Origin of the sequence: Mesorhizobium sp. M0802 (genome assembly GCF_040320115.1) — a bacterium.
Taxonomy (GTDB): Bacteria; Pseudomonadota; Alphaproteobacteria; order Rhizobiales; family Rhizobiaceae; genus Mesorhizobium.
Map to the genome: position 1 here is coordinate 150,536 of NZ_JAMYOY010000010.1, position 15,480 is coordinate 166,015.

Consider the following 15,480-nt stretch of genomic DNA (forward strand, 5'->3'; position numbering starts at 1 on the left):
CCCCGTGGGAAGAGGCGTAACCGGTGCCGGGAATCCTGAACAACCATCATTTCTTGTAGCTATTTTCTTGGGAGTTATTTCGAGTTTCGAAATAACCGCAATCACGAGGTTGTATCGTTGGTTGCCGAAACGGGGGACGTGGCACGCCACCCGCCGGGCGTTGGATTTGCAGCCGTCCGCAAAAGCTGATTCACCTACGGGTTGCAAAAGTTGCGGGCATTCGGGGTCCATTTGCCGAAGCCGGTGGCGACCATATTGGCGATGACGCGGCAGACATAGAATTTCTGCGCGGGATCATTGTCGGGGCCGGCGTGGTAGCGGGCGACGGCCATCGACCAGCTGACATGACGCGCATGCAGGCTGGCCAGGAAGCGCGCGGCATAGTCGACATTCTGGCGCGGGTCCAGCATGTCGTCGACGCTGCGGAAATGCGCGGCGTGATAGTGATGGTTGATCTGCATGCAGCCGAGATCGATGAGTGTCTTGCCCTCGCGCCGGGCTGCTTCGAAGGCGGCCAGGGCCTCGGTGCGGTTCCTTGGAAATAGCGCTTTCCCCTCTATATTCAACGCATTAGGCTGCAGGCTTCCCTTCTTGCCGGTCTCGGTCAGCCCGACCGCATAGAGGATGCCGGCCGGCACGCCATAGCGATCGGCGGCACGCAAGATCTCGGGCTCGCAAGGGTTGGCGGCGGCGGTGGCCGGCTTGGTGGCGAGGCTAGATAAACATATCGTCGCCAGCACGCTCGCGAGCAGGCGCGCCAGCGCGGCCGAATTCCTGGGCATCGTCATTGCGGTTTCTTCCCGACTGGTGGCCGCCCGAACCCGTATTGTTGCCGCTCGAGTTTCCGGGCTGAAAAGCGGACTGGTCGCGGCCTTGCGGCATTGGCTGCGAGTTCGCTGCATCGCTGCGGGCCGCTGCGTGGATCGCTATCGAGGGTTGCAGGATGGTGACCTTGTCGACATCGAAGCCGAGCCCGCGCAACGACTTCACGATGGCGTCGCTGTCGGTGGCGAGACGGCGGTAAGCCTCATGGGTTTCGGGCTTCAATTCTATCGAAAGTTGTTCTCCGGAAAGCCTCAGACTGGCGGTGACCATGCCGAGCTCTGTCGGGTGAAGCTCGATCTTCAATATATGTGTCGGAACGGCAACAGAACCGGCCGTCTGGGCGGTCGTCGACGGCGTCGAAACCGCTTGCCGCAGGCCGTTGTCCGAAGCCAGCCCGTCGATAAGCGCCGAAGTCGTCTGGTTCATCGGGCTTTGCGCCGGGGCCGGGAAACTCTGCTCGGCGACAATGTCGACGCGCGCAGCGGATAGCGCCTGTTTCCCCGGTGTGGACGATGCCGCGGAATGGGCTCCATCGACGGCCTTCGCCGACGGCGCGGACCGTTTTGCCTCGGGTGCCGAAACGTCGCTTGCCGTCTGGTCCGCCGGTAGAGGAGGCGTCGGACGATCCTGATGCGGCAGTTTGCCGGACTGGAGCCCGATCGCGGGCAGCTTTTGCCCCTGATCCTGTGCGGAAACGCTGGTACCGGGCTTGGCCCGTTCCGATCGCGTCGTCGTGTCGAGTCTGTTGTCAATGCCGGACGCTGCGCGGTGTCTCTTCAGAGGCGACGTCTGTGCAGAAATGGCCTCGCCAGCGGGCGCCGGTTGCCCAGTCTGTCCATTCGTCGCGGTGCCGTTCCCGCTTGTCCGGACCGTTGAGAAATGCCTGATATCGTGCAGCGCCAGCACCAGTGGCAAATGATCCTGCAGCGATCCTGCATCCGCGTCTCGTCCGGCCACCTCAGCGTCCTTGGATGCTTTGTCCGGGCCACTATCGGCGTGTTCTTTTGCGGCCTTGCCGGCAGCGGATTTCGTCCCCGTTTTGCCAGACTGGGTGTGTGGGATTTCGCTTTTGCCGGGACCGGCAGGGTTGCGTTTGGCCCAATGCGGCTCGTGCGACGCTGCCTCAATTGCTCCCTGGCCTATCGGTGTCGGCGCATCGTCGTCGCCGCGCACCATGTCGCCGAAGCTTTTGTCGCCACCTTTGGCGTTTGAGGCCGACTGCTTCGATCCGGCGTGCGCGGGAGCCGGCAGGGCCTGGCCAACATTGGTGGTCATTTCGGGGCTGCTCCAAGCATCTGGTCGATCAAATCGAGCTGGCGACGCGTCCTCGCCATGGCGGCGTCGGTGGGATCGGTAGGCTCTACTGCGGCGGGGGCCGGCACCGATGCCGGCACGACCGGAGCCGCATCGCTGGCCGAGGCGGCTGCAGGCGTTTCCGCCGCCTTTGCCTCTGGCGTGCTCGGTGCCTGCGCGGCCGGCTCACTTGCCGCCTTCGGTCGGTCGGTTGCGGGCTGTTCACTCGACGTTGTGGCGGCTGGCTGTTCCGGCATCGCGCCTTCGACCGGCGGCAGCTCTGGCTCGTCGGGTCTTTCCACGGCCGCGGTCTTGACCGGCTCCTGCCTGGCCGCGGCACGTGCGGGCTTTTCGGCAGGCAGCGGCGCCGGCGGGGCGATGACTTCACCGGCCACGGCCTGCGCGGCATCGAGCAAATCGCGGTCGCTTTGCGAAAGCTGGTTGCGATCGATCTTGTCCAGCTTGGCGCGGACCTCGCCGATGGTGCCGGACGTTACCGTGGACAGGCTGGAATAGAGCTGGGCGCGCGGATCGTCCTGATTGTGGATGCCGTCGCGGCCCCGTTCAGCCCTGGCCGAGGCAAAGGCGGAGAGATCGGCAAAGCCGTCGATGGCGGCGCGGCGGGCGATGCGAAGATAGATCACCTTCTCGCGCTCGGGATCCATCATTGCGGTGATGTCGGCGAGCTTGTCCTGGCTGATTGCCATGTGCAGCGTGATGACGCCGGAGACGAATGCGTCGGCGAACTGGCTGGCATAGGGCGAATAGAGATAGTCTTCGACATATTGGGTTGAGGCAAGCGCGAAACGCGCACCGTCGCCTTGCGCGGCTGCGATGCCGACCGAGCGGCGCAGCGCTGCTTCCTCGACCAGCGTGCCGGGGCTGAGCAGGCGAGCATCGTCGAGCAGCGCAAGCGCGCTAACCGGTTGCTCGGTGGCGAGAAGCGAGCCCTTGACCAGCGCCAGAAAGGCACCGAGATCGGGGGGCAGGGTCATCGGATCGATCGACTTCAGCGCCTCGATTGCAGCCGCCGGCCGGCCGTTCAGATAATCGACAATGCCCTTGGCGATGGCCAGGCTTTGCGGGTCGGCCTTGGCGCGCGACACCGCCGCCTCGACGGTGACGGGGTTGCCGCCACTCATGCCATAGACCAGCAAGGCGCGAAAATTCTTCGGGTCGCTGAAATCATCTGCGTTCGCCGCGCGCAGCCTTGTGTCGGCCATTTCGAGCAGCTTGGCCTGCATCGGCAGCGCGGCGTGATCGCCGGCGGCGATGCGGTCCTGCACAAGCTGCAGCGAGCGCACCAGCTGATAGGGCTGCAAGCCGTCCTCGGCAAAGGCCGATGGCGGATGGACAGCGCTCAGCAGCAGCCCGACGGCGCGGCCGATGATGGCGGCGCGCCTCATCCGTCGGTCGCCATCAGGATTTCGATGCGGCGGTTCGCGGCCGCCATCGGGTCGGCTGCAATTTTCGGCTCGCGATCGGCGAAGCCGGCGACCTCGGTGATGCGGCGCTCGTCGACGCCGCCGCGCACCAGCATGTAGTAGGCGGAATGGGCGCGCGCCGTGGACAGCCGCCAATTGTCGTAAGTGTCGCTGCGGAACGGCCGCGCGTCGGTGTGGCCGTTGATGCTGATCGTGCCTTTCTGCTCGTTGACGATGCGGCCGATCTTTTCCATCGCCAGCACCAGTTCACGCCTAGGCACCGCCGATCCGATCTCGAACATGCCGAAATCGAACTGGTCCGTGATCGAAATGACGACACCCTTGTCGGTGGCTTCGACGGAGACGCCGTCATGCAATTTGTCGCCGGGCTTGAAGGCCTCGGCCAGTTCCTGCTTGACCTGCGCCGCGGCTTTAACAGTGGCGGCCGTCGGCGCCTTTTCCGCGGCTTCGGGTTTGGGTGCGGGTTGTGCTTCGGCGGCTTCGGCCTTTGCAATCTGGGCCTTCGCTGCTTCAGCCTTGGCCTCTGCCTTGGCTTCAGCCTTGGTCAGTGGCTTATCGGAAACGGATTTCGCCAGCGGCTCGAGCGGCGCCGCGGCCACTGGCGGCGCGGCCGGCACGGCCTTCACCTCCGCCACTTGCGTCTGTGCCGCCTTGTCACCCGGCTTCAGGGGATCGCCTTCGATCTTGGTGCGTTCGGCGGTGGCTTCGGCGCCTGGTGCAGCCACCTGCTGCGACCAGAAATCCGGCGCGAACGGGTCGCGGTAGGATTGGCCGCCGGATGCGCCGGTAGCCGGGCCGGACGCCTGCGCGCCGCCATCGCCCTTCTCGCTGACATTTTGCATGACGCCGGTGTCGGTGGCGATTTCCGACAGCACAGCATAGGGATCGGCAAACAGATGCTCGTCGGAAAGATCGGTCTTCGGCGCCGATTCCTTCGATTGCTTCTTGTCCGAGGTGCCGGCGCCGCCGATGCCGTCCTGTCCGGCCTTGCTGGTCTTGTCCCGCGGGTCGTCGGCCGTCAGCCCGACCTTGCTCGGGCCATCGCCGAGGTCTTCGAGGCCCTTGCGGCTGGCGTTGCGATCGACCAGCTTGACCGGATTGAAGTAGCTGGCAACGGCCGCCTTGGTCTGCTCGTTGGCGGCGTTGATCAGCCACATGACGAGGAAGAAGCACATCATGGCGGTCATGAAATCGGCAAAGGCAATCTTCCAGACGCCGCCATGGTGGGCGTCGTCGTGGTCGTCGTGATTGCGCCGCACGATGATGATCTCGTGCCTGGCGTCTGCGGCCTCGACAACGCTCATGACGTCCACTCGTTCATAATAGGGCCCCCGCTCATGATAGGGCCTCCGACAAGGCGGCCGACCATTCGGCAATGCGGGTTTCGAACACCGCCTCGTCAATGGCGACGGTAAGGTCGAAGCCGGGCGCCTCGATGAAATCGAGATTGGCCGCGCGTGGGCCGAGCGAAGCCTTCAGCGTCTCGAACAATGACAGCGGTCCGCGCACGGCGATGCGCACCGCCTCGCTGTCGCCGACGGCTTCGCGGATCGTGCCGGCAAGGGCTTCCAGCGAACGCTTCTGCAGATCGTCGCTGACAAGGCCGCCAATGATGCGCGCAATGGTGGCGCCGACGAGGTCGCTGACCTTGGCCTCCATGATCTCGATACGGGCAGTGACGACCGCGCCGAGATCGCCGCCGAAACTTTCCAGAAAGGCCTTTGCTTCATCGGCATTGGCCTGTCTCTGCGCCTCGAGCGCTGCCTGGTGGGCGATGGCAAGGCGGGCTTCAAGGGCGGCTTCGGCATCGATGACCGCTTCGGCGATCAGCGCGCCGATGTCGGCCTGCGGCGCCGACGTCTCCGGCCTTGGCTCGGCCATGGCCGCGAGCGAGGGCTGGCCGGCACGCTGGCTGCGTGCGCCGAAATCCGGCAAAAGGTCGAAAAGCGCTGCCGAGGCCATGGTCTATACCGCTGCTTCCTGGGCCGCCCATTTGCGCAGGATCTGCGCGGTGCGCTCCTCATTGATGTCGACCATGCGGGCAAGCCGCTCCTGTGGCGCCGGCCTGATCTTCTGGCGAAGATCATCGAGTGGAGTCGGGCCGGGGCGGCTGCCGGGCAAGGCAGCCGGCGCCGGTTCGGCGCGGGCGGCTTCGGGTGTCGGCAGCGAACGCTGGACGTCGTCGAAGCTCGGACCGGCAAGTGCCGGCGTCGGCCGCGCGCTCAGCGCGGTGGCCAATGGCCTCAGGCCGAAGAAGGCGACCAGGAACACCACGACGATGAACGCGCCGGCGTTGATCATCGTACCGGCATGGGTTCCGATCGACGCCATTATGCCCGGCTGTTCGACCGGCTCGCCGTCCAGCCCGTCGATGAACTCGACCGCCGAGACATCGATGATGTCGCCGCGCTTGTCGTCGAAGCCGGTGGCTGAGGCGACCATTTTCTGGATGTCGGCGACGCGCTTGGCGATCTGTTCGGGTGTGGCGTCCTTGCCGAGGATGGTCATCAGCCGCTGCTGGTTGACGACGACGGCGATCGACATCTTGGTGACGGAATAGCCGTTGGAGACTGTGGCGATCTTCTTGGAGTTGATCTCGTAATTGGTGATCTCCTCCTTGCGATCATTCTCCGATGACGTCTGCGGACCATCGGTGCTGGTCGCCTGGGTCTCGGGCAGGTTCTGCTCGACGGTGGCCGGGGTCGAGGCCTGCCTCTGATTGCTGTTTTCGTTGGCGCGCACGGACTGCACGGAACGCTCCACGCGCGACTCCGGATCGAAGATTGTCTCTTCGGTCTGGCGGGTGTCGGTATTGACGTCGGCTTTGACGCTGGCGCGGAAATTGTCGGGGCCGAGATAAGGCGTCAGCGCGCGGCGGATGTTGTCGCCGATCTGCGCCTCGACGGTCTGCTCGACGCCGAGCGTGCGGGCAGCACTTGTGTTGGAGGGATCGTCGCCGGCGGCGAGAAGGTTGCCGTTGGAATCGAGCACGGTAACCTTGTCGGCCGACAGGCCCGGCACGGCGGCGGCGACGAGATGGCGGATCGACATGGCGCTCTTTTCGGCGTCGATGCCGGAATAGCGGATGACCACCGAGGCGGAGGGTTGCTGTTCGTCGCGGCGGAAATTGGCGCGCTCGGACATGACGATGTGAACGCGGGCGGCCTTGATGCCGGATATCGACTGGATGGTGCGGGCGATCTCGCCTTCCAGGGCGCGCACGCGGGTGATCTGCTGCATGAAGGAGGTCAGGCCAAGAGAACCGACATTGTCGAACAGTTCGTAGCCGGCATTGGCGCTGGTCGGCAGGCCCTTTTCGGCGAGCAGCATGCGCGCCTGCGCGGTGGTGCCGGCCGGCACCAGCACGGAGGTGCCGTCGGAGCCGACGTCGAAGCCGATGCCGGCTTCGCCGAGCACCAGGCCGATCTGGTTCACGTCGGAGCGATCGAGCCCGACATAGAGCGTCTCATAGGCCGGGCGGTTGAGATAGACCGAGCCGATGCCGATGACGGCCATCACCAATGCGGCAATGCCGGCCAGCATGGCAAGGCGCCTGACGCCAAATGCCCTGAGATTCGAGATGATGCTCTGGATCTGTTGCGGCACGATTCAAGCGCTCCCAGCATGATATTCCGTGGGAACACTAGACCGCGAAGCTTGTGCGAAGATGATAGAGCATGTCGCCCGGAAGTGTGCAGCGGTTCCGGGTCAACGACATGCGTCAAAACACAGCCACAAAGCGAAAGGGCCGCGCTGTTGGCGCGGCCCTTATTCAAGGAAGAGAAAGCCGGGTCAGGCTTACTGCTTGAACAGCGCCAGGATCGACTGCGAGTTGCCGTTGGCGATCGACAGCGACTGGATGCCGAGCTGCTGCTGGACCTGGAGGGCCTGCAGCCGCGTGGATTCCTTGTTCATGTCGGCGTCGACCAGCGCGCCGACGCCCTTGTCGATGGAGTCCGAGAGGTTCGACAGGAAGCTCTTCTGGGTGTCGATGCGCGACTTGGCGGCGCCGAGATAGGCGGCACCCGTGGACAGCTTGGCAAGCGCCGTTTCAACGGCGCCGAGTGCGGTGTCGATGGCCGCCGGGAGGACCTGGGTGGTGCTGGGATCGAAGAAGGTCGTCGCCAGCAGAGCGCCGACGATGCCGCCAGTGCCAGGAAGATCGAGAACCTGCGTGTCGGCCGCCTTGACGTCGATGGTGTCGATGGCGACGGTCGTGCCGGTGCGGTTATAGGACGCGACGATCTTCAGGTCGGAGGTCGCAGCAGCGTCGTTCTGCAGCAGGTTCGAGCCGGCATAGGAGGCGTTGGTAACCGACGACTTGATCTGGTCCTGGATGGCCTTGATTTCGGTCGCGATCTTCTGCTGGTCGTCCTTGCTGGCGCTGCGTGCAGTGACCAGCTTGGCCTTGATCAGGTCGACCTGGTCCTTGATGTCGGTGATGGCGGTGTAGGCGGTATCGACCTTGCCGGCGCCGAGGCCAAGCGCGTCCTGAACGGCCGAAAGAGCCTTGTTGTCGGACTTCATCGTGGTGGCGATCGACCAGTAGGCGGCGTTGTCGCTGGCGGTGGCGACGCGGTAGCCGGTCGAAATGCGTGACTGGGTGGTTTCAAGCTGCTTGTTGGTGTTGTTCAGGCTCTGCAGCGCGGTCAGAGCCGAAGCGTTCGTCATGATGCTAGCCAAGATATTTACCCCTTTTCAAACACTGGCGTGTCCCGAACACGCCGGATCAACTTCATCAAGGGGGTAGGCATAAGCCCATCGACCGTATGGTCTGCCCGCCATGGAATGGTTAACCATGACTACCGGGATATGGTTAACGGCCTGTTAAACCAAGCCATTCAGGGCGCTGGCCAAGAGCAAAAATCGGCAGCCATTTAGCAAGACAATCAACAGCCGCAAAAAGAAATCGGGCCGCGCTGTTGGCGCGGCCCGACGGATGGTGTCAGTCGTAATGTCGAGAGATCAGCCGCGGAAGAGCGACAGGATCGACTGCGAGTTGCCGTTGGCGATCGACAGCGCCTGGATGCCGAGCTGCTGCTGGACCTGGAGGGCCTGCAGACGGGTCGATTCCTTATTCATGTCGGCGTCGACCAGAGCGCCGACGCCCTTGTCGATCGAGTCCGACAGGTTCGACAGGAAGCTCTTCTGGGTGTCAATGCGCGACTTGGCGGCGCCGAGCGAGGCAGCGCCGGTGGACAGCTTGGCAAGCGCGGTTTCAACAGTGCCGAGCGCGGTGTCGATGGCGGCGGGGGTAACCGCCGTGGTGCTCGGGTCGAAGAAGGCAGCGGCGAGCAGGCCGCCGACGATGCCGCCCGTGCCGGCGACATCGAGAACCTGCGTATCGGCAGCCTTGACGTCGATGGTGTCGATGGTGACGGTCGCGCCGGTACGGTTGTAAGCCGCAACGATCTTCAGGTCGGACGCAGCGGCAGCGTCGTTCTGCAGCAGGTTCGAGCCGGCGAAGTTGGCGTTGGCGACCGAGGACTTGATCTGCGCCTGGATGGCGTTGATTTCGGTCGCGATCTTCTGCTGGTCTTCCTTCGAGGCGCTGCGGGCAGTGACCAGCTTGGTCTTGATCAGGTCGACCTGGTCCTTGACGTCGTTGATGGCGGTGTAGGCGGTGTCAACCTTGCCGGCGCCGAGGCCGAGGGCGTCCTGCACGGCCGAGTTGGCCTTGTTGTCGGACTTCATCGAGGTCGCGATCGACCAGTAAGCGGCGTTGTCGGAAGCGGTGGCAACGCGGTAGCCGGTCGAGATGCGGGCCTGCGTCTGCTCGAGGGATTTGTTGGTGTTGTTCAGGCTCTGCAGCGCGGTCAGCGCCGAGGCGTTCGTCATGATACTGGACATGGCTACTCGTACCTTGATTTTTACAGGGTGTTTTTGACATACCGGCTTTTCCGGTATGACGGAGCGGCATCATGCCAATGATCGTGAGACCCGATCACCCGCCATCTGCGAGCAATATGCGGGCAAGTCCCTACCAAAGGGCTAAACGGGACGGTTAACCGGAAATATATTGCATAAAATTTTAGCAAGGCGCCAAGGGCGCGCGGACGGTCAGGTGAAGGAGCGCACCAGGCTGCCGACAAGCAGGTTCCAGCCGTCGATGAGGACGAAGAACAGGATCTTGAAGGGCAGCGAAACGACGGTCGGCGGCAGCATCATCATGCCCATGGCCATGGTGATGGTGGCGACGATCAGGTCGATGACGAGGAACGGCAGCACGATCAGGAAGCCGATCTCGAAGCCGCGGCGGATTTCGGAGATCATGAAGGCCGGCACCAGGATGCGCAGGTCAACGGTGTCCCTGGCAACGACCTGGCCGCGTTCGCGGGCGAGATCGGCGAACAGGTCGAAGTCCTTGTCGCGGACATTGTGCAGCATGAAGGTGCGGAACGGGTCCGAAATCTTTTCGAACGCCTCGGTCTGGCTGATCTGGTTGTCCATCAGCGGCTTGACGCCGGTGTTCCAGGCCTGGTCGAAGGTCGGCGCCATGACGTAGAAGGTCATGAACAGCGACAGCGAGATCAGGATCAGATTGGCCGGCGTCGACTGCAGGCCGATGCCGGCGCGCAGGATCGAGAAGGCGATGACGAAGCGGGTGAAGCTCGTCACCATGATCAACAGGCCCGGCGCCACCGACAGCACGGTGAGCAGACCGAACATCTGGATGATATAGCCGACGGTGGCGCCGTCGGCCTTGCCGATGCCGCCGAGATCGAGCTGCTGGGCGGCGGCGACAGAGGTGGTGGCGACGACGATCGCGGCGGCGAGGACGAGTTTTCTCATTCGAGCAGCAATGTCCTGATCAGAACCTGTTTGGCATGGCCACCGCTGCGGATTGCGGCGCGCTCCTCGAGGTCGGCTTTCAAATGCTGGTAGCCGCTGGCACCTTCGATCTGATGCATCTTCAGGGTGCGGACCATGGCCAGCAGGTCCTGGTGAATGCTTTCGGTGAGTTCGGGCGGCTGCGGCGCATCGTAGATCACTGACGCTTCCAACCTTATCCAGGTGTCGGCAGGCGAAGCCAGATTGGTGGTGATCGGCGCCAGCTGGACAAGCGTCGGCCCGGTGCCGGGAGCATGTTCGGCCGCCTTGCTCGGTTGCTCGGCATTGGACTGGTTCTCCGGTGCGGCGGGCACAGGCACCGGTCCCCCGACGCCCTTCAGATAGCCGCCGGACATCCAGCCCATGCCGATCGCGGCGCCCGTCACCGCCAGCAGCATCGCAAGCTGGATGACAAGCGACGGGCCCTTTTTTTGCTGAACCTGTTCGACATTTGCCACGGCGCCGTTCTCCAGTCCTAAAAGGGGAGGACTTGGTCGAGGATCTGCTGACCGTAAGCGGGCTGCTGAATTTCGCTGACGCGGCCGCGGCCGCCATAGGAGATGCGCGCCTCGGCGATGCGTTCATAAGAGATGGTGTTTTCAGCGCCGATATCGGATGGACGCACCATGCCGGCGATGGTCAGCACCCTGAGCTCGTAATTGACGCGCACCTCCTGTGAGCCGCGGATCATCAGATTGCCGTTGGGCAGGACTTCGGTGACGACGGCGGCGACGTTGAGCTCGAGGTTCTCCGAGCGCTTGATTTCGCCGTCCGCATTGGTTTCGGTGGTGGAGCTCAGCCCCGCGTCGCCCTTGCCGCTGGTGGTGGCACCTTCCCATCCGAGGTTGACGTCATAGCCGAGCTTGCGCCCGGCGGTGCGGCTGCGGTCGTTCTGGTTCTTGAAGTTGGCCTTGTCGTTGAGCTTGATCCTGACGGTGAGGATGTCGCCGTCGCGCAGCGCGCGCGGGTCGGTGAACAACCGGCTCTGGCGATCATCCCACAGCGAGAATTTCTTCACTGGCGCGGGTGGCGTTTCGGGATAGGAGTAGGGCGCATTGACGCTGCCGGTAATGCCGGTGCCAACCGGCGACAGCGCCGGCTCCCTGCCGATCTCCCTGGGGTCGGAGGCGCAGCCGGCAAGTGAAGCGGTGGCGACCAGGGCGAGTATATGCGACTTCATGACGGGTCTATCCTTCGCGCCGCGCTGGCCATAATGCCGGTGAGCGTGGCTGCCGCCTTCTGGTCCATTTCGTTGAGAATGACGCCGGCCTTGCGCGAATCGAGTTTCATCAGGATGGCGGCGGCGAGATCGGTGTTGACCATGGCCAGGCGCTCGGCCGCGGCATCCGGTTTCATGCCGGCATAGATCTTGACGACGCCATCCTCGGCGCGGGCCAGGAAAACTTCACGCCGCTTCAGCCATTGCTCGTATTCGGCGCGCTTGTCGTCCAGCGCCTTCATGCGCTGGTCGATGCCAGCCTGCAACTGCTTCAACTCTTCGGCCTGCAGCGCGTAACGGCGGTCGCGGGCGGCGTCGGCGATGTTGGAGCAGAAGCGCTGGATCTCGCTTTCATCGGGCACCTTCTCGCGGACCAGCTGCTGCACTGCCGCCGGCTGTTGCCCGCCAGGAAGAACCTGCCGCACCGCTTCTTCCGCGCGAACAGTGCCGCCGGCAAGGACGGTGGCGGCGATGACGCAAGCTGCCAAGGCTGCGCTTCGGCGGTGCTGCTTTTGGGAAAAGAAATCGATCATCGGCATGGCCTATTGGAGAACCAGATCGGCCTGCAAAGCGCCGGCCGACTTGATGCCTTGCAAAATGGCAATGATGCCGTCCGGCTTGACGCCGAGACGGTTGAGGCCCGACACCAGCGTTTCGAGGTTCGGTCCGTCGAGCACATTGACGCGGGCGTCAGGCCGCGTGGCATCGATGGTGGTGAAGGGTTCCTCCGCTGTCACGCCCTTGGAGAACGGTTCCGGCTGGACGATCTTCGGCTGTTCGGTGATGCGCACGGTGAGCGTGCCGTGGCTGATCGCCACCCGCGAGATCTTGACCTCGTTGCCGATGACGATGGTGCCGGTGCGTTCGTCGATGACGACGCGTGCCGGCGTGTCGGTCTCGACCACCAAATTCTCGATCTCGGCGTAGAAGCGCGCCGCCGAAACATTCTTCGGCCGCCTGATCTGCACGGTACGTGCATCGCGCTCCGCCGCCACGCGCATGCCGAAGCGTTGCGAGGTGTAGCCGTTGATGGCGTCGGCGATGCGGACGGCAGTGGAGAAATCGGGGTTGCGCAATTGCAAGGTGAGCAGCGCCTGGTCCTCGAATTCGGCGCGCACAGTGCGCTCGACGATGGCGCCGTTGGGCACGCGGCCGGCCGTCGGCACGCCCTGCGTCAGCTTTTCGGCATCGCCTTGGGCAGTGAAGCCGGAAACGATGACCGAGCCTTGCCCGACAGCATAGATCTCGCCATCGGCCGCCTTCAGTGGCGTCATTATCAGCGTGCCGCCGGCAAGCGATGTGGCGTCGCCCATGGAGGAGACGTCGATGTCGATGCGGGCCCCAGACTGCACGTAAGGCGGCATGTTGGCGGTGACGATGACGGCGGCGACGTTCTTGGCCCGCGCGCTGCCACCTTCGGTGGCAATGCCGAGATTTTCGAGCATGGCGCGGATCGACTGTTCGGTGAAGGGCGAATTGCGCAGGCTGTCGCCCGATCCGGCGAGGCCGATGACGAGGCCGTAGCCGACGAGCTGGTTGTCGCGCGAAGCCTGCAGCTGCGCAATGTCCTTGATGCGCGATGCGACCTGGCCGGGTGGCAGAGAGCTTGGGCCGTTGGAGACCCTGAACATGCGGTTGGTGGTGGCCGGATCGTATTCGGGATCGACAAAGGCGCCGCCATTCTGGCCGGCAAGATCGCGCTTTTGCTTCGGCGTAAGACCGTCGGCCAGCGCCGGCTGCAGGCCGACAACGGCCGCGAGCAGAAGGGCAGCTCCGCGTCTCATGACGCGCTGACCCGGATGGTGCCGTCAGCCATCACCGTGCCGGAAAAGATCTTGCCGCTGTCTGTGTTGCGGACCTTTATCAAATCGCCGGCGGCACCCGGCTGCAGCGACACCGCCGTGGCCGAAATGGTGAGGTCGCCCGCGATGAAATAGACCTGCACGGCGGCACCCTGTTCGACCAGCCAGGCGTCGCGGATGGCGGCGACCGGGATATAGCGGCCGGGCAGCAGCGTGCGCTTGGCGACCTTGCCCTGGAGTTCCATGGCCCGCGTGGCGACCGCATCTGGCCTGTGCTTGCCGGGGAGCAGCGTCACCGGTTTCAGCACGCCGGTGTCGATCATCTCGCCGGGATAAATGACCCGGTTGGGGATCAGAACGATCTCGCCGGTTGCCTGACTGCTCGCGACCTGAGTGGTGGTCTGCTGGTCTGCGCTCTCCTGGGCAAACGCCGGCACACTGCCGGCCACCAGCGCCAGGATCAGCGCGGTGCGGCAAAGCGCGGAGCGGAAGGCCGGAGAGACCATCAAATCTTACCTGATGTTCTTGGACACGACGGAGGCCATGTCGTCGGCGGCCTGGATGACCTTGGAGTTCATCTCATAGGCGCGCTGCGCCGAGATCAGCTCGGTGATTTCCTTGACCGGATCGACGTTGGAGGCCTCGAGATAACCCTGCTCGACCGAGGCGAAGCCGGGATCGCCGGGCACGCCGACATTGGCCGGGCCGGAGGCCGGCGTCTCCTGGAACAGATTGTCGCCGAGCGGCGCGAGGCCTGCTTCATTGGCGAAGTTGGCGAGCTGCAGTTGGCCCAGCAGCTGGAGGTCGGTCTGGCCGTCGATGCGGGCAAAGACCTGGCCGGTCTTGTTGACGACAACTTCGATGGCATCGGTCGGCACGGTGATGGCCGGGATGACATTGGCGCCGTCGACGGTCACCAGCTGGCCGGTGGCGTTGGTGTTGAAGGCGCCGGCGCGGCTGTAGAGTGTGCCGCCGTCGGCGCCCTCGATCTGGAACCAGCCTCGGCCGGTCAGCGCCATGTCGAAACTGTTGCCGGTCGAGGTCAGTTCGCCCTGGGTATGGACGTTGCGCACCGCCGTCGTCTTGACGCCAAGGCCAATCGACACGCCTTCCGGCACCAGCGATGAATTGGAGCGGTTGGGCACGCCCTGCGTGCGGTCGACCTGGTAGAGCAGGTCGGAGAATTCGGCGCGCGCGCGCTTGTAGCCGGTGGTGTTGATGTTGGCGATGTTGTTGGCGATCACTTCCAGATTGGTCTGCTGGGCATTCATGCCGGTCGCTGCGATGGCGAGTGCTTTCACGGCAAGTCTCCTCAGATGCCCATACGGCTGATTTCGAGATAGGCGGAGACGACCTTGTCGCGGATGGCGATCGTGGTCTGCAGGGCCTGCTGGGCGCTCATGACGGCGTCGACGACCTGACGGGTATCGGCGTCGCCCCTGAGTGCCTTGATCGACACCTGCTCGGCATTCTGCAAGGTGTTGACGGTCTTCGAGGCGGCCTGGCTCAGCGCCTCGGCAAAGGTGGTGCCGATTTCGCTGCCGGCCATCGGCGCCTTGGTGCCCTGGAACAGGTCGGTCGTGGTATCGGCGCCACCGATCTCCGGCTTGAGGGGAAGCGATCCGATACCGCCAATGCCGCTGATCATTACTGGTTCCTCATCAGGTCGATGGTCATGGAGATCAGATCACGCGCCTGCTTGATGACCTGAAGGTTGGCTTCGTAGGAGCGGTTGGCCTCGCTCATGTCGGCCATCTCGACCAGCACGTTTACATTGGGCATCTTGACGTAGCCCTTGTCGTCGGCGGCCTCGTTGCCGGGCTGGAATTCGACGGGAAAGTCGCTGGGGTCGCGGTCGATGGAGTTGACCTCAACCGTCGTGCCACCCGAGGCACGGTCGAGTTCCGAGACGAAACTGATGGTCTTGCGGCGATAGGGGTCAGCGCCCGGGGTGTTGCCGGTCGACTGCGCGTTGGCGAGATTTTCCGAAACGACGCGCAAACGGTCAGACTGGGCGCTGAGGCCGGACGCGGCGATCTTGAGGGCTGAGGTCAAGGCGTCCATT

18 protein-coding genes are annotated in these 15,480 nt (G+C 64.0%); 1 reads left to right on the top strand and 17 read right to left on the bottom strand.

What is annotated here, in order from left to right:
• Positions 1–194: 194 nt before the first annotated feature.
• Positions 195–782 carry a transglycosylase SLT domain-containing protein gene (locus NKI10_RS16255; RefSeq protein ID WP_502897543.1) on the bottom strand — a complete coding sequence of 196 codons (588 nt, stop codon included), beginning with the start codon at positions 780–782 and terminating at the stop codon, positions 195–197.
• Entirely contained in the window at positions 715–1,251 is a 537-nt protein-coding gene (fliK, locus tag NKI10_RS16260; protein ID WP_352860924.1) for a flagellar hook-length control protein FliK, read from the bottom strand. The genes NKI10_RS16255 and fliK overlap by 68 nt, the downstream gene beginning before the upstream one ends.
• A 453-nt stretch (positions 1,252–1,704) precedes the next feature.
• Between fliK and NKI10_RS16265 the strand changes: the two genes are divergently transcribed.
• Entirely contained in the window at positions 1,705–2,037 is a 333-nt protein-coding gene (locus tag NKI10_RS16265; protein WP_352860926.1) for a hypothetical protein, read from the top strand.
• Positions 2,038–2,096: 59 nt separating this feature from the next.
• Here the strand turns inward: NKI10_RS16265 and NKI10_RS16270 are convergent, their stop codons facing one another.
• The 15 genes from NKI10_RS16270 to flgC all read right to left on the bottom strand — a co-directional run bounded on the left by NKI10_RS16270 (position 2,097) and on the right by flgC (position 15,479).
• Positions 2,097–3,524 (bottom strand): MotC family chemotaxis protein, encoded by a 1,428-nt coding sequence (locus tag NKI10_RS16270; RefSeq protein ID WP_352860928.1) that lies wholly within the window; start codon positions 3,522–3,524, stop codon positions 2,097–2,099.
• Entirely contained in the window at positions 3,521–4,867 is a 1,347-nt protein-coding gene (locus NKI10_RS16275; RefSeq protein ID WP_023701072.1) for a MotB family protein, read from the bottom strand. Before NKI10_RS16275 ends, NKI10_RS16270 begins: the two co-directional genes overlap by 4 nt.
• A gap of 31 nt (positions 4,868–4,898) precedes the next feature.
• Positions 4,899–5,525, bottom strand: coding sequence for a hypothetical protein (locus tag NKI10_RS16280; RefSeq protein WP_352860930.1), 627 nt, complete (start codon positions 5,523–5,525; stop codon positions 4,899–4,901).
• A 3-nt stretch (positions 5,526–5,528) separates the two neighbouring features.
• Positions 5,529–7,169 carry a flagellar basal-body MS-ring/collar protein FliF gene (gene fliF / locus NKI10_RS16285; protein WP_352860932.1) on the bottom strand — a complete coding sequence of 547 codons (1,641 nt, stop codon included), beginning with the start codon at positions 7,167–7,169 and terminating at the stop codon, positions 5,529–5,531.
• Positions 7,170–7,361: 192 nt separating this feature from the next.
• Complete coding sequence (locus NKI10_RS16290; protein WP_023683302.1) at positions 7,362–8,246, bottom strand: flagellin N-terminal helical domain-containing protein; 885 nt, start codon at positions 8,244–8,246, stop codon at positions 7,362–7,364.
• A gap of 282 nt (positions 8,247–8,528) precedes the next feature.
• The gene (locus NKI10_RS16295) at positions 8,529–9,413 is read right to left on the bottom strand and encodes a flagellin N-terminal helical domain-containing protein (protein WP_023683303.1); all 885 of its coding nucleotides are present in this window, start codon (positions 9,411–9,413) and stop codon (positions 8,529–8,531) included.
• A gap of 210 nt (positions 9,414–9,623) precedes the next feature.
• Positions 9,624–10,355, bottom strand: a complete 732-nt coding sequence (fliP, locus tag NKI10_RS16300) for a flagellar type III secretion system pore protein FliP (RefSeq protein ID WP_023817295.1) — start codon at positions 10,353–10,355, stop codon at positions 9,624–9,626.
• Positions 10,352–10,852, bottom strand: coding sequence for a flagellar basal body-associated FliL family protein (locus NKI10_RS16305; RefSeq protein WP_023733437.1), 501 nt, complete (start codon positions 10,850–10,852; stop codon positions 10,352–10,354). The genes fliP and NKI10_RS16305 overlap by 4 nt, the downstream gene beginning before the upstream one ends.
• A gap of 17 nt (positions 10,853–10,869) precedes the next feature.
• Positions 10,870–11,574, bottom strand: a complete 705-nt coding sequence (gene flgH / locus NKI10_RS16310; protein ID WP_023673654.1) for a flagellar basal body L-ring protein FlgH — start codon at positions 11,572–11,574, stop codon at positions 10,870–10,872.
• Positions 11,571–12,152, bottom strand: a complete 582-nt coding sequence (locus NKI10_RS16315) for a MotE family protein (protein WP_031192939.1) — start codon at positions 12,150–12,152, stop codon at positions 11,571–11,573. Before NKI10_RS16315 ends, flgH begins: the two co-directional genes overlap by 4 nt.
• A gap of 3 nt (positions 12,153–12,155) precedes the next feature.
• Positions 12,156–13,397 (bottom strand): flagellar basal body P-ring protein FlgI, encoded by a 1,242-nt coding sequence (locus NKI10_RS16320; protein WP_023673652.1) that lies wholly within the window; start codon positions 13,395–13,397, stop codon positions 12,156–12,158.
• On the bottom strand, positions 13,394–13,921 hold the full coding sequence (gene flgA / locus NKI10_RS16325) for a flagellar basal body P-ring formation chaperone FlgA (RefSeq protein ID WP_023740991.1): 528 nt from the start codon (positions 13,919–13,921) through the stop codon (positions 13,394–13,396). Before flgA ends, NKI10_RS16320 begins: the two co-directional genes overlap by 4 nt.
• 6 nt (positions 13,922–13,927) lie before the next feature.
• Complete coding sequence (gene flgG / locus NKI10_RS16330) at positions 13,928–14,716, bottom strand: flagellar basal-body rod protein FlgG (RefSeq protein ID WP_023686343.1); 789 nt, start codon at positions 14,714–14,716, stop codon at positions 13,928–13,930.
• Between the two features lie 11 nt (positions 14,717–14,727).
• Positions 14,728–15,063, bottom strand: coding sequence for a flagellar hook-basal body complex protein FliE (fliE, locus tag NKI10_RS16335; protein ID WP_352860936.1), 336 nt, complete (start codon positions 15,061–15,063; stop codon positions 14,728–14,730).
• A complete protein-coding gene (flgC, locus tag NKI10_RS16340) occupies positions 15,063–15,479 on the bottom strand; it encodes a flagellar basal body rod protein FlgC (protein ID WP_023686341.1) in 417 nt (138 codons plus the stop codon). Before flgC ends, fliE begins: the two co-directional genes overlap by 1 nt.
• Position 15,480 lies beyond the last annotated feature (1 nt).